Raw genomic sequence first — 24,738 nt, 5'->3', positions numbered from 1 at the left:
GCACCCGGCGCCTCGCTCCGTAGCTTCGGAGTATGACCACTTCAGCACAGCCGTCCGTCGTCGCCAGCGTCCACGGACTCAGGAAGAGCTACGGACCCGCCGACAACCAGGTCGTCGCCCTCGACGGCGTCGACCTCGAGATCGAACGGGGCCGGTTCACCGCCATCATGGGCCCCAGCGGTTCGGGTAAGTCGACGCTCATGCACATCATGGCGGGCCTCGATCAGGCCACCGCGGGGCGGGTGCGTCTCGGCGACCAGGACATCACGGACCTCGACGACGGGCAGCTCACGATCCTCCGTCGGCGTCGTGTCGGGTTCGTGTTCCAGGCGTTCAACCTGGTGCCGACGCTCGACGTCGCGGCCAACATCCGGCTGCCCTTCGAACTCGACGCCCGCCGTCCGACCGGTGAGGAGCAGAGCTGGATCGACGTGCTCGTGAGCACGCTCGGACTCGCGTCCCGACTCGGGCACCGTCCGCACGAACTCTCGGGTGGACAGCAGCAGCGGGTCGCGATCGCGCGTGCCCTGGCCACGCGACCCGAGCTGCTCTTCGCGGACGAACCGACCGGCAATCTCGACTCCCGCACCGGGCGGAGCGTCCTGGCCCTGCTGGCGGCGGCCAGCACCGAATACGGGCAGAGCATCGCGATGGTGACGCACGACCCGATCGCCGCAAGCTACGCGGATCGGATCGTGTTCCTCGCGGACGGCCGGGTGGTCGAGGACCGTCCCCGATCGACCCCCGAGGAGATCTCGGCGCTCATGCTCGGCATGGAGCGTGCGGCATGAGCCGGGCGGACCTCGGGCCCCGGGCCCGCGAGCATCGCGCGAGCCTTCTCGTCGCGACGCTCAGCGCCTCGTTCGGTGTCCTGTTGCTCATGGTGACGAGTGTGCTCTCCACGTTCATCCTGGCCGACGACGTGACCGGGTCCAGCGGCACCGTGGTGATCATGCTCATCCTCGCGGCCGCCGTGTTCGTCTCATTGGCGGTGTACGTCGGCGCGATCGTCACGGCGAACACCTTCGCCACGATCGTCGCCGGGCGGACGAGGACGATCGCGCTGCTCCGCCTGATCGGTTCGACGGCGCGATCGCAGCGTCGCGCCGTCGCGAGGGAGGGCGTCGTCGTCGGCCTGCTCGGCGGGGGAGCTGGGTTGCTCGTCGGGCTCCTCGCGACCTTCGCGCTCGTCCGGATCGGGGTCGCGACCGGTGTGCTGCCCGAGTTGCCGTACGCGATCGCCGAACCGGCCGTGCTCCTGCCGGTCATCGCGGTCGTCTTGACCACCTGGCTCGCGTCCTGGATCGGCGCGCGTCGCGTCCTGACGGTCACCCCCATGCAGGCGATCGGAGGATCGCAGGAGTTGAGTCGGGAGGAGGCCACCGCCCGGCCCGCCCGGAACGCGGTCGCGATCGGTCTCTTCGTGGTCGGTGTCCTGCTCCTGCTCGCCGGGGTCGGTGTCGGGCTCGTGTCGCCGCTCGGCGTGCTCATCGGAATCGTCGGCGGGATCGTCTCCTTCTCCGGCCTCGTGCTCGGTGCACACCTCGTGATGCCGCCGGCACTGCGGCTGGTCGGCCGCCTGTTCGGCACCTCCGCGACGGCTCGACTCGCCGCCGAGAACGCCGTGCGCTACCCGGAGCGCAGTTCCCGCACGACGATCGGACTGGTGATCGGCGTGACCCTCGTGACGATGTTCGCGGTCGCCGCGGCCAACTTCCAGGAGTTCGTGTTGAACGCACAGGCAGCGAATCCGGAGGTCTACGAAGGCACGCAGGCCGTGGTCGCGACGACCGTCGGCGTCTTCTCCGCCCTCATCGGACTGAGCGCGCTCATCGCCGCGGTCGGGATGGTCAACAACCTCTCGCTCAGCGTCCTGCAGCGCACCCGCGAACTCGGACTGCTCCGCGCACTCGGGTTCTCCGCGGCGCAGATCCGTCGCATGATCGTGATCGAGGCGGCGCAGCTGACCATCGCGGCCGTCGTCGTCGGACTCGTCCTCGGGACGTTCTACGGGTGGGCCGGCGCTCAGTCGATGCTCGGCGCGATCAACGGCTCGCCCGGCCTCATCTTCCCGGTCATCCCGTGGGCCATCGTCGCGGTGATCGTCGTGCTCGCCGCACTCCTGACGGCCGCGGCCTCGGTGGCCCCGTCACGTCGGGCGACCCGCATCGCACCCGTCGCGGCACTCGCGGTCGACTGAGACGACTCAGCCGCGCGTCGAGCGGCGCCAGATCCGCCATCCGCCGATCTGGCGCTGCTCGGGCAACGTCCACCCGAACCGGACGGCCAGGAGGCGGATCACCGCGGTCGAGGAGACACCGACGATCGCCGCGACCCCGAGTGGCGCACCGAAGGTCACGGCGAGGACGAGGAGGGCGGTCCCGACCGCGGCCGCCACGGCGTAGAGCGACCCGACGTGCATGAGGGCGACGGGGACGCCGAGCATGACGTCGCGGAGGACCGATCCACCGACGGCCGAGACGGTGCCGACGAAGATCGCCGGGATGACCGGCAGACCGGCTGCCAGGGCCTTGGTGGAACCGATCGCTCCGAACATGCCGATCGTCAGGGCGTCGAGACCGATGATGACGGGTCCGAGCCTCGTGATGGTGCGCAGGAGGAACATGCCGAGCAGTGCGGCCCCCGAGGCGACGGGGAGGTACCAGTTGTTCTGGAGGGACGCCGGCACCTGTCCGAGGAGGATGTCGCGGATGAGACCACCACCGAGTCCGACGACGACGCCGATGATGGCGACGCCGAGCCAGTCGAGCTGACGATCCTGGAACCGGGCCGCGAACATGGCACCCTGGACGGCGCCGATCGCGACCGCCGAGAGGTCGACCCACAGCGGAACGACGAAGAGGACCTCGTTCACGGCTTCATCTCTCCAGGCGCTCCTTCGATCCCCGACGGCGGTTCCCGGGTCACGTTGTCGGTGCGAGGCGGGATAATCGATGCGTGCCGGTATATCGAGACGAAGTGGTGGTGTTGCGGACCCACAAGCTCGGCGAGGCCGATCGCATCGTCACCATGCTCTCACGCAGCAGGGGCAAGATCCGGGCGGTCGCGAAGGGTGTCCGTCGCACGGGCTCGAAGTTCGGGTCCCGGCTCGAGCCGTTCATGGTCGCAGACGTGCAGTTCTACGAGGGCCGTAGTCTCGACACCATCACACAGGCCGAGTCGCTCGGTTCGTACGGCGCCGAGATCAGCGCCGACTACGGAAGCTACACGGCCGCGAGCGCGATGGTGGAGACGGCCGATCGCCTGACCGAGTCCGAGGGCTCCCTCCAGCAGTACCTGCTCCTCGTCGGCGCCCTGCGGTCGCTCTCGAAGCACGAGCACGGTCCGCGGCTCACGCTCGACTCCTACCTGCTCCGGGCGTTCTCGCTCGCCGGCTGGGCGCCGAGTTTCGGGGCCTGCTCGCGGTGCGGTACGGAGGGCGAGTACTCTCACGTGGTCGTGCAGCTCGGCGGGGTCGTCTGCGACGACTGCGCGCCCTCGGGCAGCCCTCGGCTGGACGCCGACACCCTCTCGCTCCTCGGAGCACTGCTCTCCGGTGACTGGGAGTACGCGGAGGCCGCCGCCGAGCAGACGGCTTCACGCGCGAGCGGGTTCACCGCCGCCTACGCGCAATGGCATCTGGAGCGCGGCCTGCGGTCGCTCGCGCACCTCGAACAGGATCGGAGCCGCGGGTGACCCCGAAGCCCTACACCCACCGCGACGCGGTGCCGTTCAAGCCGATCGATTGGACGGGGGAGGTCCCGCCATCGCTCGCGAAGGGTGAGGTGCCGTCGCACGTCGCGATCGTCATGGACGGCAACGGCCGGTGGGCGAACCGACGCGGGCTCACACGGGTCGAAGGGCACAAGGCGGGCGAGGCCGCACTCCTCGACGTCGTGGCCGGTGCCCTGCAACTCGGGATCAAGCACCTGTCGGTGTACGCGTTCTCGACGGAGAACTGGAAGCGCTCACCCGACGAGGTCCGCTTCCTCATGGGGTTCAACCGCGAGGTGCTCCATCGACGGCGCGACCAACTGAACGAGTGGGGCGTGCGCGTGCGCTGGTCGGGGCGTCGGCCGCGGTTGTGGACCTCCGTCATCAAGGAGCTCCAGACGGCGGAGGAGCTGACGCGCGGCAACGACCGCCTGACGCTCACCATGTGCGTCAACTACGGCGGGCGCAACGAGATCGTCGACGCGGTCCGCAGCATCGCCGACGACGTCGCCGCCGGCCGCATCAAGCCGTCGGCCGTCTCGGAGCGTCTCGTCCAGAGCCGGCTCTACCTGCCCGACCTGCCGGACGTCGACCTCTTCGTCCGGAGCTCCGGAGAGCAGCGCACCAGCAACTTCCAACTGTGGCAGTCGGCTTACGCGGAGATGGTCTTCCTCGACACCCTCTGGCCCGACTTCGGTCGGCGTCAGCTCTGGGAGGCCGTCGAGCGGTACGCCGGACGCGACCGTCGCTTCGGCGGGGCGCGCGACGTGCCAGACGCCCCGGCGCCCCCGGGGGAATGAGCGACGGGTGTCGGTGGTTGGCCCTGACATGAGTGAACCCATCAAGATCGACATCTGGTCCGACATCGCCTGCCCGTGGTGCTACATCGGCAAGCGCAAGTTCGAGCGGGGTGCGGCGGAGTTCGCACAGCTCGGCGACGGACGCGAGGTCGAGGTCGAGTACCACTCCTTCGAGCTGGCACCCGACACCCCGGTCGACTTCGACGGCACCGAGATCGACTTCCTCGTGAAGCACAAGGGCATGCCGGCCGACCAGGTGCAGCAGATGCTCGATCGGGTGACGGGGATCGCCTCGGACGCCGGTCTCGAGTACGACTTCGGCATCCTCCAGCACACGAACACGGTGAAGGCGCACGAGCTCCTGCACCTCGCCAAGGCGGAGGGGAAGCAGCTCGAGATGACCGAGCGCCTCCTGCGTGCCTACTTCACCGAAGGCCGTCATGTCGGTCGCATCGAGGACCTCGCCGACCTCGCCGTCGAGGTGGGGCTCGACCGGTCCGCCGTGGTCTCGGCGCTGGAATCCGGCCAGTACACGCAGGCGGTCCGCGAGGACCAGGCGGCGGCACAGGGGTACGGCATCCAGGGCGTCCCGTTCTTCGTCATCGACGGTGCCTACGGGGTGTCCGGGGCGCAGGAGGCGGCCGCGTTCACGCAGGTCCTCGAGCAGGTCTGGACGGAACGCGCGAGCACCGAGCCGGTGCAGGCGTGAGCGCGGAGACGACGTCGCCTGAGCGCAGCGTCGATGATCAGCAGCCCGCGACGGTCCGGCCGGCGCTCCGACTCCTCGGGGGCGACGCCGTGGTCTGCGAGGGCGACAGTTGCCTCGTGCTCCCGCCGGAGCCGGCTCAGGACTGAGGGTCCTCCGGCTCGGTGAGGTCCGCGGTGACGGCGCCGATGGCGGTGAGGTACTCCGCCGCGTCGACGAAGGCGCTCCACCCGTGCTCGCCGGCGCCGATCGAGATGCGCCCACCGCGCTCGAGGATGCGCTCGTCCGCGTAGACGGGGAGTGGAGCGCTCGCACCCAGGACGGTGATGGTGCCCCGCTCGTAGCCGGTCGCCTGGAACGCGGTCGCCGCGTCCGGCATCGCGAGCTTGTTCACACCGAGCAGCGTGCGGAACGGCGGCCAGGAGATCTTGCGGCCGCCCGGCACGAGGGCGAAGAGGTAGTCGCCGCTGCGACGCTTCACGACGATCGTCTTGACGATGTCCGCGGGCTCGATGCCGAGCAGCTCCGCCGCCTCGTGGAGACTGCGCGCGGGCGGTCGCTCGACCAGCTCCACGTCGAGACCGAGTGCGGCGGCCGCTGCTCGGACGCGCTCGCGGCCGGACGGCTGGAGGTCGGCGGGCGGGACGGCGTCTGACATGTGGTCCTCACTGGGCGCGGGAGCGCCGATCATCTGGGAGAATCGAGGGTGATGTCTCTTCCTACCACGCTCTCGCAGCGCCCGAGCCTCGCGATCGGGCCCATCAAGCTCGACTCGCCGGTCGTGCTCGCCCCCATGGCCGGGATCACCAACACGGCGTTCCGTCGACTGTGTCGCGAATACGGTGCCGGACTGTACGTCAGCGAGATGATCACCTCCCGCGCGCTCGTCGAACGCACGCCGGAGACCATGCGGCTCATCCAGCACCACGAGAGCGAGACGCTCCGCTCCATCCAGCTCTACGGCGTCGACCCGAAGACGGTCTCAGAGGCCGTCACCATGCTCGTCGCCGAGGATCGCGCCGATCACATCGACCTCAACTTCGGCTGCCCGGTGCCCAAGGTCACCCGCAAGGGCGGGGGAGCGGCGCTGCCCTGGAAGACCGGGCTCTTCCGCGACATCGTCGAGGGTGCGGTCCGTGCAGCCGGCGACGTCCCGCTCACGATCAAGATGCGCAAGGGCATCGACTCCGACCACCTCACCTACCTCGAGGCCGGTCGGATCGCCGAGGGCGCCGGTGTGGCGTCGATCGCGCTGCACGCCCGGACCGCCGCCGAGTTCTACTCCGGCCACGCGGACTGGTCGGCGATCACCAAGCTCAAGGAGACGGTCACCTCGGTGCCGGTCCTCGGGAACGGCGACATCTGGTCGGGCGAGGACGCCCTCAGGATGGTCGACGAGACGGGTTGCGACGGCGTCGTCGTGGGCCGCGGTTGCCTCGGTCGCCCCTGGCTCTTCGGCGACCTCAGCTCGGCGTTCGCGGGCGAGGGCGGCAAGGCGGAGCCGTCCCTCGGCGACGTCGCGGCAGCGTTCCGGCGTCACGCCGAGCTCCTGGCCGAGTTCTTCGAGAGCGAGGAGCGCGGCTGCCGCGACATCCGGAAGCACGTCGCCTGGTACTTCAAGGGCTACCCCGTCGGCGGAGACCTCCGCGCGAGCCTCGCGACCGTGGAGTCGCTCGACCAGCTCGACGACCTCCTCGCGACCCTCGACTGGACGGCCCCCTACCCGGGTGCCGCAGCGGAAGGTCAGCGCGGACGCGCGGGCACGCCGAAACGACCTGCGCTGCCGTACGGCTGGCTCGACTCGCAGTCGCTGGGCGCCGACGAGCAGACCGAGATCGCGGGAGCGGAACTGGACCACAGTGGCGGATAGCATCATCGAGCGGGGGAGCGTCTCCATGGACCGGGACGGCTACACCCTGCACGACGAAGAACGCTGGATGCCCGAGCACCACTCGACGCGACGCTCCGACTTCGCGCGCGATCGTGCACGGCTCTTGCACTCCAGTGCCCTGCGGCGACTCGCCGCAAAGACCCAGGTGCTCAGCCCGACGAGCGGTGTCGACTTCGCCCGGAACCGGCTGACGCACTCGCTCGAGGTCGCTCAGGTCGGTCGAGAGCTGGCCGCCAGCCTCGACCTCGCTCCGGACGTCGTCGACACGGCGTGCCTCGCACACGACCTCGGTCACCCGCCGTTCGGTCACAACGGCGAACGAGCGCTCAACGACTGGTCCGCCGCGATCGGCGGGTTCGAGGGCAACGCCCAGACCCTGCGGATCCTCACGCGCCTCGAATCCAAGGTCTTCGGCTCCGACGGCGAGCCGTACGGTCTGAACCTCACGCGCGCGAGCCTCGACGCCAGCTGCAAGTACCCGTGGCCGGCCGCCCAGTCGGTGCCGGATCCCGGTGGTCGCGCCAAGTTCGGGTTCTTCGACGAGGACTCCGCGGCCTTCCGCTGGTTGCGAGCCGGCGCTCCCGAGCGCGTCCGCTGCGTCGAGGCGCAGGTCATGGACCTCGCGGACGACATCGCCTACTCCGTGCACGACTTCGAGGACGCCGTCGTCGGGGAGTACATCGACCCGGCGTTCCTGAACGCGCGCGCAGGACACGATCGCCTCATCGACACCGCACTGTCCTGGGCCGGCGACGACTTCACCCACGACGACCTCGCCGCCGCCTTCGACCGGCTGCAGTCCTCGCACACCTGGATCACCGCCTGGGACGGCTCCCGGCGCGACCTCGGTCGGCTCAAGAACTTCACGAGCCAGATGATCGGTCGGTTCGCCGGTGCGGCGACCGCCGCGACGCGGGAGGCCTTCCCGCAGGCCAGCCTCGTGCGGTTCGGTGCCGACGTCGTGGTGCCCCATGGCATCCAGGCCGAGATCGCCCTCCTCAAGGGGATCGTCGCCGCGTTCGTGATGTACAGCGACTCCCGCCAGCCGCTGTACGTCCGGCAGCGCGAGATCCTCATCGAACTGTCGGACGCGGTGTTCGCGCTCGGTGAGTCGGCACTCGACGTCGGCTTCGCGGCGGACTGGCGGGCAGCCGGGTCCGACGCGGAACGCCGTCGCGTCGTCGTGGACCAGATCGCGAGCCTGACCGATCAGAGCGCCCTCTCCTGGCACGAACGGCACGTCGGCGCCTGACGCTCCTCCACACGGGAGCGGGTCTCCGACTCCGCTGCGCGGAGCCCCTCAGGGATGGACGATGGACGCACGAGACTAGGATCGAAGCATGGCCGGACGGATTCGACAGAGCGATGTTGAAGAGGTCAAGGCACGCACCAACATCGGCGACGTCGTCGGCGACTACGTCTCGCTGAAGTCCGCCGGCGTCGGCTCGCTGAAGGGCTTGTGCCCCTTCCACGACGAACGCAGTCCGAGCTTCCATGTGCGCCCCACGGTCGGGCTGTACCACTGCTTCGGCTGTGGCGAGAGCGGCGACGTCTACAGCTTCCTGCAGAAGATGGACCATGTGACGTTCGCGGAGTCGGTGGAACGTCTCGCGCAGCGCATCGGGTACCCGCTCAGCTACGAGGAGGGCGGCGGCAAGGTCGATCACGGCAACCGGGCTCGCCTCTTCGCCGCCAACCAGGCTGCCGCCGAGTACTTCCAGCAGCAGCTCCACGACGGCGACGCCGACCTCGGGCGGCGGTTCCTCGGCGAACGCGGCTTCGACGCCGCCGCCGCCGACCACTTCGGGATCGGGTTCGCGCCTGTCGGCTGGGACCACCTCACGAAGGCGCTGCGGTCCCGCGGATTCTCCGACGAGGAGATGCTCGCGGCCGGACTCGTGTCGAGCGGCGACCGCGGGGTCTACGACCGGTTCCGCGGACGCCTCATCTGGCCCATCCGCGACACGACCGGGCAGGTGCTCGGCTTCGGCGCCCGGCGCCTCCGCGACGACGACAAGGGTCCGAAATACCTCAACACCCCGGAGACGGCGATCTACCACAAGGCCCAGGTCCTCTACGGCCTCGACCTCGCCAAACGCGACATCTCGCGCGGCAAGCGGGTCGTCGTCGTCGAGGGGTACACCGACGTCATGGCCTGCCACCTGGCGGGGGAGACCACCGCGGTGGCGACCTGCGGGACCTCGTTCGGGGTCGACCACATCAAGATGATCCGCCGCGTCATGGGCGACGACTCCGCCACCGGTGAGGTCATCTTCACCTTCGACCCTGACGAGGCGGGGCAGAAGGCCGCGACGCGTGCGTTCGGTGAGGAGAAGCGCTTCTCCGCCCAGACGTACGTCGCGGTGTCCTCCGACGGCCTCGACCCCTGCGACCTCCGGCTCAACCGCGGCGACGGCGCCATCCGGAAACTCGTCGACGGCCGAGAGCCGATGTTCGAGTTCATCATCCGGCGGACGCTGGCGGGCTTCGACCTCGAGACGGTCGAGGGTCGCGTCGGCGCACTCCGTGCGGCCGCGCCGGTCGTCGCCGAGATCCGCGACCCCTCGCTCCGTCCCGGGTACACCCGGGTGCTCGCGAAGCAGCTCGGCATGGAACTCGACGAGGTGGCCCGCGCCGTGCGGGCCGCCGGCGGTGCCGCCGCAGGAGGCTCGCAGAACTCCGCACGAGACGCCCGCCAGCAAGGCCCTGGCGCACCAGCTGCCGAGCCGCCGCGCGAGCGACAGGCCTCGCTCAACGACCTGCCCAAGGACCCGTCGACGCGGCTCGAGCAAGATGCGCTCCGTGCGATCCTGCAGCTGCCCCAACACCTCGAACGTCCCGTGCTGGAGCGCGCGGTCCAGAGCTCGGTCGCCAACAGTTCCCTCGCCGTGGTGCGCGACGCCATGAGTGTGAGCCTCGACCACCTCGGGACCAACGCCTGGCTCGAGACCGTCATCGCACAGGTCCCACCCGGCTTCGACGGACTGGTACGCGAGCTCGGAGTGTCCCCATTACCCGAGACGAACGAGGAGAAGCTGCCGAGCTATGTCCGGGACATCGCGCGGGCGCTGATCGACCGCGACCTCCTCGGTCGTAAGGCGGCCTTGCTCGGGTCGTTGCGTCGCACCGACCCCCGCGACGAGTCCCATCGGGAGATCACCCGGCAGCTTGCAGACGTCGAGGCGGAACGGCGAGCGCTCCGCGCCGAGGCCTGACGCGGTCTGCCTCCACCGAGCGTGGCACGTGGCCCCGCCGGGATCGCCGGATACACTCGATGGCGATCCGGTGGCTCCCGTGCACCGGAAGGAGAGGTCTCATGAAGCACCCAGAGCAGGACGGACCCGCGGTCCGGGCGAGTGATCTGAGCGTCGACTACGCCGCGCACGGCGTGAGTCCGAGCAACCGAGCCCTGGACGGCATCAGCTTCGAGCTGCCCGTCGGCGGCTCGCTCGGGGTCATCGGCAGCTCGGGATCGGGGAAGAGCACGCTCCTGCGGGTGCTGTCCGGACGCCACCTGACCGGAGCGGACTCCCGTCCGTTCGTGTCCGGCGGCGACGTGAGCACGCTCGGTCGCTCCATGCGCAAGGTGGGCCGCAGAGAACTCACGAAGCTCACGTTCGAGGTGTCGCTGCTCGAGCAGGAGGCCGGTGCGCACCTGAAGCCCGAGCTCACCGTCACGGAGCTCATCTCGGAACCGGTCCTCGCGCGCGACAAGAAGTTCAGCGAGCAGGCGCTCGGCGTCCGGGTCGCCACTTTGCTGGACGCCGTGCAGATGCCGCTCTCCAGCCTCGACAAGTACCCGTACGAGCTGAGTGGTGGTCAGCGGCAGCGGATCGCCATCGCGCGCGCCCTCGTCCTCGGCCCGAAGGTGTTCATCGCCGACGAACCGACGGCCGGCATCGACATCACGGTCCGGCACACGGTGACCGAGTTGCTCGACGGGTTCCGACGCGACGGCGGTACGGTCATCGTCGTGACACACGACCTCGCCATGCTCCGCGAGGTGACCGACGACGTGCTGGCGCTCCACCAGTCGCGGGTCGTGGGCTACGGCCCGATCGACGCGATCCTCGCCGATCCGCCGCACGAGTTCCTCGCGGCGCTCGCCCAGTCGGGCGGCACCGAGACCCAGTACGAGACGCCCGAGGCCGTGGGCATCGATTGATCGCGTGTCGATTTGGCGTCTGCGAATCCTTTGCTACAGTAGATACGCGCTGCAACGCAGAGGCCGGATCCGTCCGGCCGGTCGAAGCTCGTATTCCTCGATAGCTCAATTGGCAGAGCAATCGACTGTTAATCGATAGGTTGTTGGTTCGAGTCCAACTCGAGGAGCTGTACAGAATCCCTCGGTCCATACGGACCGGGGGATTCGTCGTTCGAGGCCGGTTTCACGAAACCGGCGGGGACGCCGTAGACTGGACCATGAGGCCCGAAGACTCCACTCTTCGGGCCTCGTTGCATGTCCGGACACTCTGCGCCTGTCGAGGTGACGCCGTATCGATCGTGCCGGCGTCGTGTCCCCGTCGAGGCGGTTCAGCCCTCGAGGTCGTCGCGACCCGGCAGCCAGGAGATCCCGGGCACGCCCCAGCCCGCCTTGCGGATCGCCTTCGCCGCTCGGCGCGAGTGCGGCAGCTCGAGGCGGTCCACGTAGAGCACGCCGTTGAGGTGGTCGAACTCGTGCTGCAGGATGCGTGCGCGCCAGCCGACGACCCGCAGCTCGACCGGGTCGCCCTCGAGGTCGGTCCCGATGAGCATGGCTGCTTCCGCGCGACGGAGCGGGTGCCGCTCGCCGGGGACGGAGAGGCAGCCCTCCGACTCGGCCTCCTCGTCGAGCTCGCCCACCGGCGGGGGACTGATCCACAGCACCGGGTTGATCGCGACGCCCCGCCATGGCTGACCGTCGTCGTCCTCGTAGCTGTAGACGAAGAGGCGGAGCGGGACGCCGACCTGCGGGGCCGCGAGTCCGACGCCGGGAGCGAGGTCCATGGTCTCGTACATGTCGGCTACGAGCCGACGAAGATCGTCGTCCACCGTGGTGACCGGCCGGGCGACGGAGTGGAGCACCGGGTCACCGGTCACACAGATCTCGAGAATTGCCATTGCTCGAGCCTATCCGCTGGGCTCGGCCTGCCGCGCCGGGATCGGCGGCACCGCGGGGTACCCTCGACGGGTGATCCCCTCCGCCATCGACATCGCCGACCTCGCGGACGACTTCACCCGCAACCCCTCGCAGCTCCTCGGTATCCCGTTCGCGCTCCTCGGCGCTGTCTTCCTCTCGCTCGGCGCGCAGCTGCAGCACCGGGGCGTGGCCAAGGTCGAGTCGTCGAGCGGCACCGACGCGACATCGGGGCTCAACGTCGCTCAGCTCCTTGCGCTGCTCAGTCGGCCGTCCTGGGTGACCGGAACGGTGATGCTCGGGCTCGCGATCGTGCTCCAGCTCGGCAGCCTGTCCCTCGCACCGATCACCCTCGTCCGGCCGTTGGGTGCGGTCGCGCTCGTCATCACGGCGGTGGTGAACAGCAGGATCAGCGGCGTCCGGTTGAACCGTCGATCGGTCGTCGCGATCGTCGCCTGCGTCGGCGGCGTCGGCCTGTTCGTGACGATCGCGGCGGTCTTCACGGGCGAGCATCGGATCACCGAGGTCGAGCTCGTCACGATCCTCGTGATGCTCGGTGTCGTGCTCGTCGTGTTCGGGCTCGGCTTCATGGTGTTCCGCTCCCGCTTCACGGCCATCTTCTACATCGTCGGGACCGGCGTGCTCTACGGCTTCGTCGCGACGCTCGCCAAGGTCATCATCGGACGGCTGCAGCAGGGCGACTTCGACTGGCTCACGGTCCTCTGCGGGCTCGGCCTCGTCGCCGCGAGTGCGCTCGGCGGCTACTTCGTGCAGACCGCCTACTCCTCGGGGCCCCCCGACCTGGTCATCGCGGGCCTCACCGTCATCGATCCGATGATCGCGGTCGGCATCGGCATCATCGTGCTGGGGGAGGCGAGCAACGCACCGTTCTGGGCGGGCTTCGGCTTCGTCGTGGCCGGCGCGATCGCCGTGTGGGGGGTCTTCCAGCTCGCTCGCCATCACCCACAGGTGAGCCAGACGCCGGCGGCCGCAGCAGCCGCGAAGGCCCTCGCGACCGGCGACGCGCCCGCCTGAGCCCTGGAGCCCGAACGGGCTGCAGGTATGCTTGAGCATGGCGTTCCGCGCCGCATCAGGGTCGTGAGCGACCGCCCGCACCCCTCACATCACTGGCCAAGCACAGAGGAATCACCGATACCTTGACTTCTCCCGACGACCAGCACCTCGCGAAGGCGTCCAGCACGACGCCGAGCGCCGACACCCACAAGCCGCTGCGGGTGGTCATCGGCGCCGACACCTTCTCGCCCGACGTGAACGGCGCCGCACGCTTCGCCGAGCGCCTTGCGGCTGGACTCGTCCGCCGAGGCCACGACGTCCACATCGTCGCGCCCGCGGGCTCGCGCAAGTTCGGCACGTGGAAGGAGACCCACGAGGGTCAGACGATGACGGCGCACCGCCTCTTCAGTCTCCGGTGGTACCCGCACGACTGGCTGCGCTTCGCGATGCCGTGGTCGATGCGACGGAACGCCCGGAAGATCCTCGACCGCGTGAAGCCCGACGTCGTGCACCTGCAGTCGCACATCGTGGTGGGCCGTGGTCTCTCGATCGAGGCCGAGCAACGCGGCATTCGCATGGTGGCGACGAACCACATCATGCCCGACAACATCCTCGACTTCACCGTCATCCCCAAGCGCACCCAGGAGTGGCTCGTCCGGACGCAGTGGGCTGCCGCCCGTCGGGTCTTCGATCGTGCCTTCGCCGTGACGACCCCGACGCGCAAGGCCGCCGACTTCCTGGAGCAGTTCACGGGCCTGAACGGTGTGCACGCGATCTCCTGCGGGATCGAGGCCGGACAGTACACGCCGTCGTTCGAACCGCGGAAACGGAACACCATCCTCTTCGTGGGTCGCATCACGAGCGAGAAGCAGATCGACGTGCTCCTGCGTGCGCTCACGAAACTCCCGAAGGAACTCGATGCCCACGTCGACGTCATCGGTGGCGGCGACCAGGCGAAGAACCTCGAGCAGCTGACCCAGCAGCTCGGCATCGGTGACCGCGTCCGATTCCTCGGCAAGGTGTCCGACGATGAGGTGAAGCAGGCCTACACGAACGCCACCGTCTTCGCGATGCCGTCCATCGCCGAGCTGCAGAGCATCGCGACGATGGAGGCCATGGCCTCCGGTCTCCCGGTGGTCGCGGCCGACGCCATGGCGCTGCCCCACCTCGTGCACGATCAGGTCAACGGGTACCTGTTCGAGCCGGGCAACGTCGACGCTCTGGCCGAGCGGCTCGCCACGGTACTCAGCGCCTCGCCCGAGGAGTACCGCCGGATGCAGGACGCATCGTTGGAGCTCGTCTCCGCACACGACATCGAGCGCACGCTCGACACCTTCGAAGCGCTCTACCGCGGCGAGCAGGTCGTCGACCCGACGACCGAGCGTCACACGGCGACCGCAGACCGCCAGGAATCCGCGGACTGACTCCCGCCCGGCAGGCCACTCGGTACACTGGGTTCCGCGCGGGGCGGTAGCCAAGCTGGTTAAGGCATTCGGCTCATAACCGAACGATGCGTGGGTTCAAGTCCCACCCGCCCTACCGATATCCGGTCCATGAGCTTGTCGAAGGGGCCCTTCGACAAGCTCAGGGACCGGTGCGGGGTTGCTCAGGGACCGGTGCGGGGTTGCTCAGGGACCGGTGCGGGGTTACTCAGGGACCGGTCCGGGGTTACTCAGGGACCGGTCCGGGGTTACTCAGGGACCGGTGCGGGGTTACTCAGGGACCGGGATGGGGCGGCTCGGGGACCGGTGGCGTTCCGGATCGGGACGTGCGCGTTCAGTCCGCAAGGACGAGGGCGGCGGCGCCGATGAGCGGCCCGTCGGCGTCGAGCCCGGCCGGGACCACGCGCAGCTCACGGGCGTAGGCGTGCAGCGCAGCCGCGGTCGCAGCCTCTTGGACGAGGTCGAGGTAGTCGGGCGAGACCCGCGAGAAGCCGCCGCCGATCGCGACGCGTTCCAGGTCGAGCAGGGTGGTGATGCTGCAAAGGGCTTCGCCGACGGCCTCGGCGGAACGTCGGACGGCGCGGATCGCGATCTCCGTTCCCGCTGCGTAGTCGGCCCCGAGCTGTTCGCCCGTCGCGCCGGTCCATCCCTGGGCGCGCGCCCAGGCGACCGTCGCGATCCCTGACGCGATGCCCTCCAACGTCCAGGGCGTGCCGACGGCATCCGGTTCGCGTCGGCGGAGCTGCATCTGTCCGAGGTGGCCGGCGTTGCCCGAGGTGCCGGGGACGAGTCGGGATCCGAGGATGATCCCGCCACCGATCCCGGTGGAGACGACGATGCCCATACAGTTCTCGGTTCCGCGGAGTGCGCCCTGCCAGTGCTCGGCCAGGGCGATGCAGGTGCCGTCGAGTCGGAGTTCCACCGGACCGGACGTGAAGCGCCGGACCTCCGCCACGACGGGGAAGTCGGCGAGTCGGGGGAGGTTGATCGGCGAGACGGTGCCGTCGGTCCTGCCGATGGGGCCGGCCGAACCGATCCCGACTCCGGACACCGGCCCGCCATGGGCCTCGACGCTCCGTTCGGCGGTCTGGAGGATCGACGCCACGAGCTCCTCGCGGGTGGCCGCGGCGCCCGTCGGACCGCGGAACCGGGTGCCGGGCATGATTCGTCCCTCGGCGTCGACGACGGCCGCTTCGACCTTCGTGCCGCCGATGTCGATCGCCAGGGCCTCGTGCATCACCGCTCCATCCTGGATGGCCCTCGGTCCGGACCGGCTCCCGATCCAGCGTACTGGGAACGACACGGTTGTCATTCCTCCAGGTCATGGGGCATAATGCTCGTATCGGCGCGAGTCGAACAACTGCATACACGGAGGTCCGGTCAGCCGGACACCGACATGGATCACACTGCATGGGTCGTTGGGGAAGACGCACCCGGACGCAGTGGAGGAATCATGTCGACACCGATGACGAAGGGTGTGCTGTTCGTGCACTCCTCGCCTCGCGCGCTCTGCCCGCACCTCGAATGGGCGGCAGGTCGCGCTCTTGGCCGTGCCATCAGTTTCGACTGGGAAGACCAGCCGATCCTCCGTGGTGCGCAGCGTGCCGAGGTCTTCTGGGAAGGCCCGCACGGTACCGGAGCCGCACTCGCCTCAGCCTTGCGCGGGTGGGAGCACCTCCGCTACGAGGTGAGTGAAGACCCGGCCCAGGGCGTCGACGGTGCCCGTTGGATGCACACGCCCGACCTCGGGATCTTCTACGCACAGACCGACAGCATCGGCAACGTCGTCGTCCCGGAGGATCGCATCAGGTACGCCATGGAGGTCGGCGCCGGGAACGCCGCCGAACTCCAGCGCGAACTCCGCGTCGCGCTGGGACAGCCATGGGACGACGAACTCGAGCCGTTCCGTCACGCCGGCGACGGGTCCTCCGTCATCTGGCTGCACAACGTGGGCTGATCCGGCCCCGCCGGCGCGGCGGCACCGCGCATGCGAGACAACTTCACAGACGACAGGGTGCCCACGTGGCGTGGACCGTGCGAGGTCGGTGACACTCCCGGCAGACACGAGGTGACGAAACGGCGGTACCCTGGTCAGTAGACGACGACGGGTCGTGGTGCATGCACCACGACCCGTCGTCGTCTCCGTCGCGGACGGCTCAGTAGCTCCGGAACGCGACGACCGCGTTGTGGCCGCCGAACCCGAACGAGTTGCTGATGGCGAGCAGGTCGCCGGACCCGAGCTCACGCGGCGTCGTGACGACGTCGAGCGGGATCTCCGGGTCCTGGTTGTCGAGGTTGATGGTCGGTGGGATGACCCGGTGGTGCAGGGCGAGCGCCGTGTAGGCCGCTTCGATGGCACCCGCGCCGCCGAGGAGGTGGCCGGTCGAGGCCTTGGTCGCCGTCACGGCGATGTCGTCGAGGTGGGCACCGAAGACCCGACGCAGCGCGTTGTACTCCGCGATGTCGCCGACAGGCGTGCTCGTGGCGTGTGCGTTGACGTGCACGACGTCGTCGAGCGACGCGCCGCCGTTCTCGACGGCCGCACGCATGGCGCGGGCCGCAGCCGAACCCTCGGGGTCGGGAGCGGTGATGTGGTAGGCGTCGCTCGTCACCGCACCACCGAGGAGCTCGGCGTAGATTCGGGCGCCACGGGCCTTGGCGTGCTCCTCGGTCTCGACGATGAGCGCCGCAGCACCCTCACCGAGGACGAAGCCGTCGCGGTCGACGTCGTAGGGACGCGAGGCGATGGCGGGTTCGTCGTTGCGCTTGGACAACGCCTGCATCGCAGCGAAGGACGCGAGCGGGAGCGGGTGGATGGCGGCTTCGGAGCCACCGGCCACGACGATGTCGGCGAGGCCGGCCTGGAGGTGATCGTAGGCGTTGGCGAGCGACTCGGTGCTGGAAGCGCAGGCGGAGACGACGGTGCGCTCCCCGCCTCGGGCGCCGAGGTCCATGCCGATCGCCGCTGCCGGGCCGTTCGGCATGAGCATCGGGACGGTCATGGGGAGGACGCGGCGGGGGCCCTTCTCGCGCAGGGTGTCCCAGGCGTCGAGGAGCGTCCACACGCCGCCGATGCCGGTGGCCCAGTCGACGAGGAGTCGCTCCGGGTCGACCTCCGGAGCGCCGGCGTCCTGCCAGGCTTCGCGCGCGGCGATCAGAGCGAACTGGCTCGACGGGTCGAGGCGCTTGACCTCACGGCGATCGAGGATGTCCGCGGTGGGGACAGCTGCCTGCGCGGCGAAGCGTACGGGCAGCTCGAGCTCCTCAGCCCACGGCTGCTCAAGACGGCTCGCACCGCTCTTGCCGGCGAGGAGATTGTCCCAGGAGTCGGTGGCGTTGCCGCCGAGGGGAGTGGTGGCACCGATGCCGGTGATGACGATGCGTTTGGTGGTCATTCAGTCAAACCTTCTGTGGAGACGACGAGGGGATCCGAGCCCTGCGGCGGTCGAGCGCGTGTCCGGACGGACGAGCCGCCTCGAACGCCGAAGGGCCGGTCGGCCAACTGCCGGCCGACCCTTCAGCACTGCGCTGGGACTAGCCCTGAGCCTTGACGATGAAGTCGACGGCGTCGCCGACGGTCTTCAGGTTCTTGACCTCTTCGTCCGGGATCTTCACGTCGAACTTCTCCTCCGCGTTGACGACGATGGTCATCATGGAGATCGAGTCGATGTCGAGGTCGTCGGTGAACGACTTGTCCAGCTCGACGGTGTCGGTCGCGATGCCGGTCTCGTCGTTGATCAGCTCGGCCAGGCCGGCGAGGACTTCTTCGGTGGACAGTGCCATTGTTCTACTCCTTGGGTGAGGTTTGACCGTAGTCGAGTGTAGTCGCGTCGGGCGTCCTGCTACGGCAGGACGACGACCTGAGCGCCGAAGACCAGTCCGGCACCGAACCCGATCTGCAGGGCGAGACCGCCGCTGAGCTCGGGGTGCCCCTGGAGGAGCCGGTGGGTGGCGAGCGGGATGGACGCCGCCGAGGTGTTGCCGGTGGTCTCGATGTCGCGCGCGATGACGACGGTCTCCGGCAGCTTGAGCTGCTTGGCGAACTCGTCGACGATGCGCATGTTGGCCTGGTGGGGGATGAAGGCCGCGAGGTCGGAGGCCTCGACGCCCGCTTCCTCCAGGGCCTGCTTGGCGACCTTGGCCATCTCCCAGACCGCCCATCGGAAGACCGTCTGGCCCTCCTGACGCAGGGTCGGCCAGGCGGCGGTGCCGTCGCGGAACTCGGTGAGCGTGCCGCTCATGCCGACGGCGTCGGCCTTCGAGCCGTCGGATCCCCACACCGTGGGGGAGATTCCGGGGAAATCGCTCGGCCCGACGACGGCCGCGCCTGCTCCGTCACCGAGGAGGAACGAGATCGACCGGTCGGTCGGATCGACGATGTCGGACAGCTTCTCGGCGCCGATGACGAGCGCGTAGTGGGCCGCGCCCGATCGGATGAGCGCGTCGGCCTGGGCGATCGCGTAGGCGTATCCGGCACACGCGGCGTTGAGGTCGTAGGCGGCAGCAGGGTTCGCTCCGACGCGGTCGGCCACGACGGCCGCCATCGACGGGGACTGCTGGACGTTGCTGATCGTCGCGATGAGGACCAGGTCGACCTGCTCGGCCGAGATGCCTGCGGCCGCGATGGCCTCCGCACCGGCTTCGGCAGCGAGGTCGACGGCGCTGACGTCCGCGGACGCCCTCGTGCGGGTGACGATGCCGGTGCGCTGCTGGATCCACTCGTCGGACGAGTTGATCGGACCGACGAGGTCGTCGTTCGGGACGCTGAGGTCTCCGCGAGCTGCGCCGAGGCCGAGGATGCGGGTGAACTCGGGACCGCGCGACTGCTTGAGGGTGGGGGTGGTCATTGACTGGTTCTCCGTCTGCGCTACTGCTGGGCGATGAGGTCGAGGGCTGCCGGCAGGTCGTCGGGGGTCTTGATGGCGACCGTCGGCACGCCCTTCAGGCCGCGACGTGCGAGTCCGGTGAGCGCCCCGGCGGGGGCGAGCTCGATGAGTCCGGTGATCCCTGCGGCGCTGAACGCGTCCATGCACAGGTCCCAGCGTACCGGGGAGGCGACCTGACCGATGAGGAGGTCGAAGAACGCCGTACCCGAGGTGACCTCGGTGCCGTCGTGGTTCGTCCAAATGCGCAGCGTCGGGTCCTGGGGCTCGACCGTGCGGCTCGCGCCGGCCAGCCAGTCGCGGGCCGACTGCATGTAGCTCGTGTGGAAGCCGCCTGCGACCTGCAGCGGGATCACCCGAGTGCCCTTGAGCGGCTCGTCGGCGAGGCGGGCGAGGGCGTCGTGCGCGCCGGCGACGACGATCTGGCCGCCGCCGTTGTAGTTGGCGGGCTCCAGCCCGAAGGAACGGACGTGCGCGACGACGGCGTCCTGGTCGCCACCGAGGACGGCACTCATGCCCGTCGGGGTGGTGGCTGCGGCTTCGGCCATGGCCACGGCGCGTTCGCTCACGAAGCTCATCGCGTCGCTGTCCGAGAGGATGCCGGCGCCGTAGGCCGCGGTGATCTCGCCGACGGAGTGTCCGGCGATGCCGCCGAACGGCGCGGCGTCGGTGGGAAGGGCCTTCCGCAGGGCGTCCAAGGCGACGATGCCGGCCGCGACGATGAGCGGCTGGGCCACCGCGGTGTCGCGGATGGTGTCGGCGTCGGAGACGGTGCCGTGCTTGACGAGGTCGAGTCCGGCTTCGTCGGAGAAGCGCGCGAGCGCGTCCTTCGCGGAGGCGTCCTGCAACCAGGGGTCGAGGAAGCCGGGGGTTTGGGAGCCCTGTCCAGGGCAGGCGATGACGATCACCGCTCTAGTCTGCCAACCGGAGGACGCCGAGCAGTGGAGCAACACCACGAACCTTTGGAAAATGTGTTGTGTGGACTCCACAACACGGACCGGTCGAACGGCCCAGCGAGCGTCAGGAGGTCAGCCGACGTCGGGACGGCTCAGGCTCAGCGATGGCACCGAGGATGAGGGCCGCCTGCAGGATGAGCGACTCGCGGGCACCCGTCGCGTCCCACCCGATGACCTCGGAGACCCGCTTGAGGCGGTACCGGACCGTGTTGGGGTGCACGAACAGCTCGCGCGCCGTCGCTTCGAGCGAGCGGCCGTTGTCGAGGTAGCACCAGAGCGTCGTCACGAGCTCGCCGGAGTAGTCCTTGAGCGGGCGGTAGACCCGCTCGATGAGCGTGGTCTTCGCGAGGTTGTCGCCCGCGAGGGCGCGCTCCGGAAGGAGGTCGTCCGCCGCGACCGGTCGAGGAGCGTGACGCCAGGACTTCGCCACGGCGAACCCGGCGAGGGCGGCCTTCGCGCTCCGTGACGCCTCGATGAGGGAGGGCACGGCATGACCGAGCACCAGGTGCCCCGGACCGAATCCGTGCTCGAGCTTGGCGGCGATGTCGAGGAAGGTGAGTTGTGAGCTCGTGCGGGCGTCTGCGGCCGCCTGTTCCGCCTCGTCGACGGGCTCACCGTCTCCTGGATCGTTGCTGGGCAGCTCGGCGCGACCGAGGACGAGCACGAGCCGGTTGCCCTGGACGCCGATGAGGACGTCGGCGTCGAGGTGTCGGGCGGTCCGGCGGAGCATGTCGACATCGAGCACCCGTGGAGTCGTCCCGACCAGGACGCAGGCCTCCCCGTGACCGTGCCACCCGAGGGCGGCGATCCGGCTGGGCAACTCGTCGTCGGCCTCGCCACTGAGGATCGAGTCGACGACGAGGGCCTCGAGGCGGGCGTCCCAGAGTCCGCGGGCTTCTGCCGCACGGGCGTACACATCGGCCGAGGCGAACGCGATGTCGCGCGAGTAGAGGAGGATCGCCTCGCGGAGGTCGACGCTTCCGGACGCGACGCGTTCCTCGACGACCTCGACGGTGACCTTGATGAGTTGCAGCGTCTGCTGCAGGCTGACGGAACGGAGCAGCTCGCGAGGAGCCGCCCCGAACACGTCGGCGGCGATCCACGGCGTCGACCGGGGATCGTCGAACCACGAGATGAACGAACTGATGCCCGCCTGAGCCACCAGGCCGACCGCTGAGCGGCGGCCTGGTGGCATCTCGGCGTACCAGGGAAGGGTGTCCTCGAGGCGTTTGAGCGTCGCGGTCGCGAGCTCACCCGAGATCCGGCGGAGCCAGTCGAGTGTCTCGGCCTTCGTCTTCGTCTTCGTCACCGTGGTAGCGATGGAATCAGCTCTCGCCACCCGCGTTGCCGGTGTTGCCGGCGTTCACGTCGTGGAGGCGGTAGCGGTCGATCGCCTGCTGCGGGAGGCTCGCATCGACCTCACCCCGAGCAGCGAGCTGCTGGAGGGTGCGGACGACGAGCGACGGGCCGTCGATCTTGAAGAAGCGACGGGCAGCGGCGCGCGTGTCGGAGAAGCCGAAGTCGTCGGCCCCCAGCGTCGCGAAGTCGCCCGGCACGAACTGACGGATCTGGTCCGGCACGGCGTGCATGTGGTCGGTCACGGCGACGAACGGGCCTGCGGCACCGCTCAGCTTCTCCGTGACGTAGGGCACACGACGCTCCTCCTGCGGGTGCAGGAAGTTGTGCTGGTCGGCGGCGAGACCGTCGCGACGGAGCTCGGTCCAGCTCGTGACGCTCCAGACGTCTGCGGAGACGCCCCAGTCGTCGGCGAGCAGCTGCTGCGCCTCGATCGCCCACGGGACCGCGACGCCGGAGGCCATGAGCTGGGCCTTCGGGCCCTGCTTGTCGCTCGTGCTGATGCGGTGGATGCCGCGCACGATGCCGTCGACGTCGACTCCCTCGGGCTCGACCGGCTGGACGAGCGGCTCGTTGTACACCGTGAGGTAGTACATGACGTTCGGGTCCTGGTGCTCGCCGCCGTACATGCGCTCGATACCGCTCCGCACGATGTGCGCGATCTCGTAGCCGTAGGCCGGGTCGTAGCTCACCACCGCGGGGTTCGAGGAGGAGAGGAGCAGCGAGTGGCCGTCGGCGTGCTGGAGGCCCTCACCCGTGAGCGTCGTGCGACCGGCGGTCGCGCCGATCATGAAGCCGCGAGTCATCTGGTCGCCGGCTGCCCAGATGGCGTCTGCGGTGCGCTGGAAACCGAACATCGAGTAGAAGACGTAGACCGGGATGAGCGGCTCGCCCTGCACCGAGTACGAGGTTCCGATCGCCGAGAAGGCCGCGATGGCACCCGCCTCGTTGATACCGACGTGCACGATCTGACCCTGCGGGCTCTCCTTGTAGGCGAGGAGCAATTCGCGGTCCACCGAGGTGTAGTGCTGACCGTTCGGGTTGTAGATCTTCGCGCTCGGGAAGAACGCGTCCATGCCGAAGGTGCGTGCCTCGTCGGGGATGATCGGGACGATCCGGTTGCCGAAGTCCTTGGCGCGGAGGAGGTCCTTCAGCAGTCGGACGAACGCCATGGTGGTGGCGATCTCCTGCGTGCCGGAGCCCTTCTTCGCCGCCGCGTAGGCGGAGTCGTCGGGCAGGTTCAGCTGCGTGTACTTGCTGCGACGCTCGGGGACGTAGCCGCCGAGCGCGCGGCGACGCTCGTGCAGGTACTGGATCGCCTCGTCGTCCTCGCCCGGGTGGTAGTACGGCGGGAGGTAGGGGTTCTCTTCGAGCTGCGAGTCGGTGATCGGGATGCGCATCGTGTCCCTGAAGGTCTTCAGGTTGTCGAGCGTCATCTTCTTCATCTGGTGGGTCGCGTTGCGGCCCTCGAAGCTCGGGCCGAGGCCGTAGCCCTTGATGGTGTGCGCGAGGATGACCGTCGGCTGCCCCTTGTGCTCGCTGGCCGCCTTGAACGCCGCGTAGACCTTGCGGTAGTCGTGGCCGCCGCGCTTGAGGTTCCAGACCTCGTCGTCGGTGTAGCCCTCGACGAGCTTCAGGGCACGCTCGTCGCGGCCGAAGAAGTTCTCGCGGACGTAGGCGCCGTCTTCCGTCTTGTACGTCTGGAAGTCGCCATCGGGCGTGACGTTCATGAGGTTGAGGAGCGCGCCGTCGGTGTCGCGGTTGAGGAGGTCGTCCCACTCGCGGCCCCAGATGACCTTGATGACGTTCCAGCCGGCGCCGCGGAAGAAGCTCTCGAGCTCCTGGATGATCTTGCCGTTCCCGCGGACGGGGCCGTCGAGGCGCTGCAGGTTGCAGTTGATCACGAAGTTGAGGTTGTCGAGGCCCTCGTTCGCGGCGACCTGGAGCTGACCGCGGCTCTCGACCTCGTCCATCTCGCCGTCGCCGAGGAACGCCCAGACCTGCTGGTCGCTGGCGTCCTTGATGCCACGGTTCGTGACGTACTTGGCGAGGTGCGCCTGGTAGATCGCGTTGATCGGGCCGAGACCCATGGAGACCGTCGGGAACTGCCAGAAGTCCGGCATGAGGCGCGGGTGCGGGTATGAGGAGAGCCCGTGCGGAGCGTGCGACTTCTCCTGGCGGAAGCCGTCGAGCTGGTCGGTGCTGAGGCGGCCCTCGAGGAAGGCGCGGGCGTAGGTGCCGGGGGAGGCGTGGCCCTGGATGTAGATCTGGTCGCCACCGCCCGGGGCGTCCTGGCCGCGGAAGAAGTGGTTGAAGCCGACCTCGTAGAGCGCGGCCGACGACGCGTAGGTGGAGATGTGTCCGCCGACACCGATGCCGGGGCGCTGCGCGCGGTGCACGGTCATGGCCGCGTTCCAGCGGATCCAGGCACGGTAGCGGCGCTCGATGTCCTCGTCGCCCGGGAAGTCGGGCTCGTTCTCCGAGGCGATGGTGTTGATGTAGTCGGTGGTCGGCACCATCGGCACACCGAGGTGCAGTTCCTTCGAGCGCTTGAGGAGGCTCAGCATGATGTCGCGGCCGCGCCCGCGGCCACGTTCGTCGACGAGGGCGTCGAGGGACTCATTCCACTCGGACGTCTCCTCAGGATCGGCGTCTACGTGGTTGGACGAGTATGGATCCTGGTCGTGAACAGTCACCGTCGACCTTTCTCTCGTGGCAGATCGTGCCTGGGTTGTGATGGTGAACTCCATGCGTCCTGATGGGTATGGACGCGGTCGCCACCTTTCACCCTATCCGGTCACCCCAGGGAACGGTGACCGAGCGGCGCACCCCTCCGGGTTTGTGCAGCTGCGGTGCGGGG

Annotated in this window: 22 protein-coding genes and 2 tRNA genes; 14 read left to right on the top strand and 10 right to left on the bottom strand. The window is 69.1% G+C overall.

Annotation, left to right across the window (positions count from 1 at the left end):
* Positions 1–32: 32 nt before the first annotated feature.
* Both QRN44_RS11020 and QRN44_RS11015 read left to right on the top strand, forming a co-directional pair.
* On the top strand, positions 33–791 hold the full coding sequence (locus QRN44_RS11020) for an ABC transporter ATP-binding protein (protein ID WP_121290953.1): 759 nt from the start codon (positions 33–35) through the stop codon (positions 789–791).
* On the top strand, positions 788–2,200 hold the full coding sequence (locus QRN44_RS11015) for an ABC transporter permease (protein WP_121290952.1): 1,413 nt from the start codon (positions 788–790) through the stop codon (positions 2,198–2,200). Before QRN44_RS11020 ends, QRN44_RS11015 begins: the two co-directional genes overlap by 4 nt.
* A gap of 6 nt (positions 2,201–2,206) precedes the next feature.
* Here the strand turns inward: QRN44_RS11015 and QRN44_RS11010 are convergent, their stop codons facing one another.
* On the bottom strand, positions 2,207–2,875 hold the full coding sequence (locus QRN44_RS11010; RefSeq protein WP_064293639.1) for a trimeric intracellular cation channel family protein: 669 nt from the start codon (positions 2,873–2,875) through the stop codon (positions 2,207–2,209).
* Positions 2,876–2,958: 83 nt separating this feature from the next.
* On the opposite strand from QRN44_RS11010, the gene recO reads away from it, so the two are divergent.
* The 3 genes from recO to QRN44_RS10995 are packed head-to-tail and all read left to right on the top strand — an operon-like array spanning position 2,959 to position 5,223.
* A complete protein-coding gene (recO, locus tag QRN44_RS11005; RefSeq protein WP_064293640.1) occupies positions 2,959–3,696 on the top strand; it encodes a DNA repair protein RecO in 738 nt (245 codons plus the stop codon).
* The gene (locus tag QRN44_RS11000) at positions 3,693–4,514 is read left to right on the top strand and encodes an isoprenyl transferase (RefSeq protein ID WP_121290950.1); all 822 of its coding nucleotides are present in this window, start codon (positions 3,693–3,695) and stop codon (positions 4,512–4,514) included. The genes recO and QRN44_RS11000 overlap by 4 nt, the downstream gene beginning before the upstream one ends.
* 28 nt (positions 4,515–4,542) lie before the next feature.
* Positions 4,543–5,223 carry a DsbA family oxidoreductase gene (locus QRN44_RS10995; protein ID WP_121290948.1) on the top strand — a complete coding sequence of 227 codons (681 nt, stop codon included), beginning with the start codon at positions 4,543–4,545 and terminating at the stop codon, positions 5,221–5,223.
* A 136-nt stretch (positions 5,224–5,359) separates the two neighbouring features.
* Here the strand turns inward: QRN44_RS10995 and QRN44_RS10990 are convergent, their stop codons facing one another.
* Positions 5,360–5,878, bottom strand: a complete 519-nt coding sequence (locus QRN44_RS10990; RefSeq protein WP_121291132.1) for an aminoacyl-tRNA deacylase — start codon at positions 5,876–5,878, stop codon at positions 5,360–5,362.
* Between the two features lie 51 nt (positions 5,879–5,929).
* On the opposite strand from QRN44_RS10990, the gene dusB reads away from it, so the two are divergent.
* From dusB to QRN44_RS10965, 5 genes are all read left to right on the top strand, one after another.
* The gene (dusB, locus tag QRN44_RS10985; protein WP_121290946.1) at positions 5,930–7,090 is read left to right on the top strand and encodes a tRNA dihydrouridine synthase DusB; all 1,161 of its coding nucleotides are present in this window, start codon (positions 5,930–5,932) and stop codon (positions 7,088–7,090) included.
* Positions 7,091–7,115: 25 nt separating this feature from the next.
* Complete coding sequence (locus QRN44_RS10980; RefSeq protein WP_121290944.1) at positions 7,116–8,363, top strand: deoxyguanosinetriphosphate triphosphohydrolase; 1,248 nt, start codon at positions 7,116–7,118, stop codon at positions 8,361–8,363.
* Positions 8,364–8,451: 88 nt separating this feature from the next.
* The gene (gene dnaG, locus QRN44_RS10975; RefSeq protein ID WP_121290942.1) at positions 8,452–10,326 is read left to right on the top strand and encodes a DNA primase; all 1,875 of its coding nucleotides are present in this window, start codon (positions 8,452–8,454) and stop codon (positions 10,324–10,326) included.
* A 101-nt stretch (positions 10,327–10,427) separates the two neighbouring features.
* Complete coding sequence (locus QRN44_RS10970; RefSeq protein WP_121290940.1) at positions 10,428–11,276, top strand: ATP-binding cassette domain-containing protein; 849 nt, start codon at positions 10,428–10,430, stop codon at positions 11,274–11,276.
* 94 nt (positions 11,277–11,370) lie between these two features.
* Positions 11,371–11,443: transfer RNA gene (locus QRN44_RS10965), tRNA-Asn, on the top strand.
* 201 nt (positions 11,444–11,644) lie between these two features.
* Here QRN44_RS10965 and def read toward each other — a convergent pair.
* Complete coding sequence (def, locus tag QRN44_RS10960) at positions 11,645–12,211, bottom strand: peptide deformylase (protein ID WP_071260789.1); 567 nt, start codon at positions 12,209–12,211, stop codon at positions 11,645–11,647.
* A 70-nt stretch (positions 12,212–12,281) separates the two neighbouring features.
* On the opposite strand from def, the gene QRN44_RS10955 reads away from it, so the two are divergent.
* From QRN44_RS10955 to QRN44_RS10945, 3 genes are all read left to right on the top strand, one after another.
* Complete coding sequence (locus QRN44_RS10955) at positions 12,282–13,262, top strand: DMT family transporter (protein ID WP_285039142.1); 981 nt, start codon at positions 12,282–12,284, stop codon at positions 13,260–13,262.
* A 122-nt stretch (positions 13,263–13,384) separates the two neighbouring features.
* On the top strand, positions 13,385–14,665 hold the full coding sequence (locus QRN44_RS10950) for a glycosyltransferase (RefSeq protein WP_502928639.1): 1,281 nt from the start codon (positions 13,385–13,387) through the stop codon (positions 14,663–14,665).
* Positions 14,666–14,705: 40 nt separating this feature from the next.
* A tRNA-Ile gene (locus tag QRN44_RS10945) sits at positions 14,706–14,780 on the top strand.
* Between the two features lie 237 nt (positions 14,781–15,017).
* Here the strand turns inward: QRN44_RS10945 and QRN44_RS10940 are convergent.
* Positions 15,018–15,920, bottom strand: a complete 903-nt coding sequence (locus QRN44_RS10940) for an ROK family protein (RefSeq protein WP_285039353.1) — start codon at positions 15,918–15,920, stop codon at positions 15,018–15,020.
* Positions 15,921–16,136: 216 nt separating this feature from the next.
* Here QRN44_RS10940 and QRN44_RS10935 point away from each other — a divergent pair, with 216 nt between their 5' ends.
* Positions 16,137–16,640 carry a DUF3145 domain-containing protein gene (locus tag QRN44_RS10935; RefSeq protein ID WP_064293650.1) on the top strand — a complete coding sequence of 168 codons (504 nt, stop codon included), beginning with the start codon at positions 16,137–16,139 and terminating at the stop codon, positions 16,638–16,640.
* A 199-nt stretch (positions 16,641–16,839) separates the two neighbouring features.
* On the opposite strand, the gene QRN44_RS10930 is transcribed toward QRN44_RS10935, so the two are convergent.
* From QRN44_RS10930 to aceE, 6 genes are all read right to left on the bottom strand, one after another.
* Complete coding sequence (locus QRN44_RS10930; protein WP_121290934.1) at positions 16,840–18,078, bottom strand: beta-ketoacyl-[acyl-carrier-protein] synthase family protein; 1,239 nt, start codon at positions 18,076–18,078, stop codon at positions 16,840–16,842.
* A 139-nt stretch (positions 18,079–18,217) separates the two neighbouring features.
* Entirely contained in the window at positions 18,218–18,466 is a 249-nt protein-coding gene (locus QRN44_RS10925; RefSeq protein WP_056006457.1) for an acyl carrier protein, read from the bottom strand.
* A 59-nt stretch (positions 18,467–18,525) separates the two neighbouring features.
* Positions 18,526–19,530 (bottom strand): beta-ketoacyl-ACP synthase III, encoded by a 1,005-nt coding sequence (locus QRN44_RS10920; RefSeq protein WP_064293652.1) that lies wholly within the window; start codon positions 19,528–19,530, stop codon positions 18,526–18,528.
* 20 nt (positions 19,531–19,550) lie between these two features.
* The gene (locus tag QRN44_RS10915; RefSeq protein ID WP_285039141.1) at positions 19,551–20,474 is read right to left on the bottom strand and encodes an ACP S-malonyltransferase; all 924 of its coding nucleotides are present in this window, start codon (positions 20,472–20,474) and stop codon (positions 19,551–19,553) included.
* Positions 20,475–20,586: 112 nt separating this feature from the next.
* Positions 20,587–21,831, bottom strand: coding sequence for a PucR family transcriptional regulator (locus QRN44_RS10910; protein WP_199687092.1), 1,245 nt, complete (start codon positions 21,829–21,831; stop codon positions 20,587–20,589).
* Between the two features lie 16 nt (positions 21,832–21,847).
* Complete coding sequence (gene aceE, locus QRN44_RS10905) at positions 21,848–24,574, bottom strand: pyruvate dehydrogenase (acetyl-transferring), homodimeric type (RefSeq protein ID WP_079002358.1); 2,727 nt, start codon at positions 24,572–24,574, stop codon at positions 21,848–21,850.
* Positions 24,575–24,738 lie beyond the last annotated feature (164 nt).

This window comes from Plantibacter sp. lyk4-40-MEA-4 (assembly GCF_030209415.1).
GTDB lineage: Bacteria > Actinomycetota > Actinomycetes > Actinomycetales > Microbacteriaceae > Plantibacter > Plantibacter flavus_A.
This window is presented reverse-complemented; position numbering and strand designations above follow the sequence as displayed.

Bases quoted from the DNA above. Each gene is read 5' to 3' on its own strand.
- QRN44_RS10995 (WP_121290948.1), top strand. From the start codon at position 4,543: ATGAGTGAACCCATCAAGATCGACATCTGGTCCGACATCGCCTGCCCG.
- dnaG (WP_121290942.1), top strand. From the start codon at position 8,452: ATGGCCGGACGGATTCGACAGAGCGATGTTGAAGAGGTCAAGGCACGC.
- QRN44_RS10980 (WP_121290944.1), top strand. From the start codon at position 7,116: ATGGACCGGGACGGCTACACCCTGCACGACGAAGAACGCTGGATGCCC.
- QRN44_RS10935 (WP_064293650.1), top strand. From the start codon at position 16,137: ATGTCGACACCGATGACGAAGGGTGTGCTGTTCGTGCACTCCTCGCCT.
- dusB (WP_121290946.1), top strand. From the start codon at position 5,930: ATGTCTCTTCCTACCACGCTCTCGCAGCGCCCGAGCCTCGCGATCGGG.
- QRN44_RS10940 (WP_285039353.1), bottom strand. From the start codon at position 15,920: ATGCACGAGGCCCTGGCGATCGACATCGGCGGCACGAAGGTCGAAGCG.
- QRN44_RS11020 (WP_121290953.1), top strand. From the start codon at position 33: ATGACCACTTCAGCACAGCCGTCCGTCGTCGCCAGCGTCCACGGACTC.
- QRN44_RS10970 (WP_121290940.1), top strand. From the start codon at position 10,428: ATGAAGCACCCAGAGCAGGACGGACCCGCGGTCCGGGCGAGTGATCTG.
- QRN44_RS10920 (WP_064293652.1), bottom strand. From the start codon at position 19,530: ATGACCACCCCCACCCTCAAGCAGTCGCGCGGTCCCGAGTTCACCCGC.
- QRN44_RS11015 (WP_121290952.1), top strand. From the start codon at position 788: ATGAGCCGGGCGGACCTCGGGCCCCGGGCCCGCGAGCATCGCGCGAGC.
- QRN44_RS10930 (WP_121290934.1), bottom strand. From the start codon at position 18,078: ATGACCACCAAACGCATCGTCATCACCGGCATCGGTGCCACCACTCCC.
- QRN44_RS10925 (WP_056006457.1), bottom strand. From the start codon at position 18,466: ATGGCACTGTCCACCGAAGAAGTCCTCGCCGGCCTGGCCGAGCTGATC.
- QRN44_RS10990 (WP_121291132.1), bottom strand. From the start codon at position 5,878: ATGTCAGACGCCGTCCCGCCCGCCGACCTCCAGCCGTCCGGCCGCGAG.
- def (WP_071260789.1), bottom strand. From the start codon at position 12,211: ATGGCAATTCTCGAGATCTGTGTGACCGGTGACCCGGTGCTCCACTCC.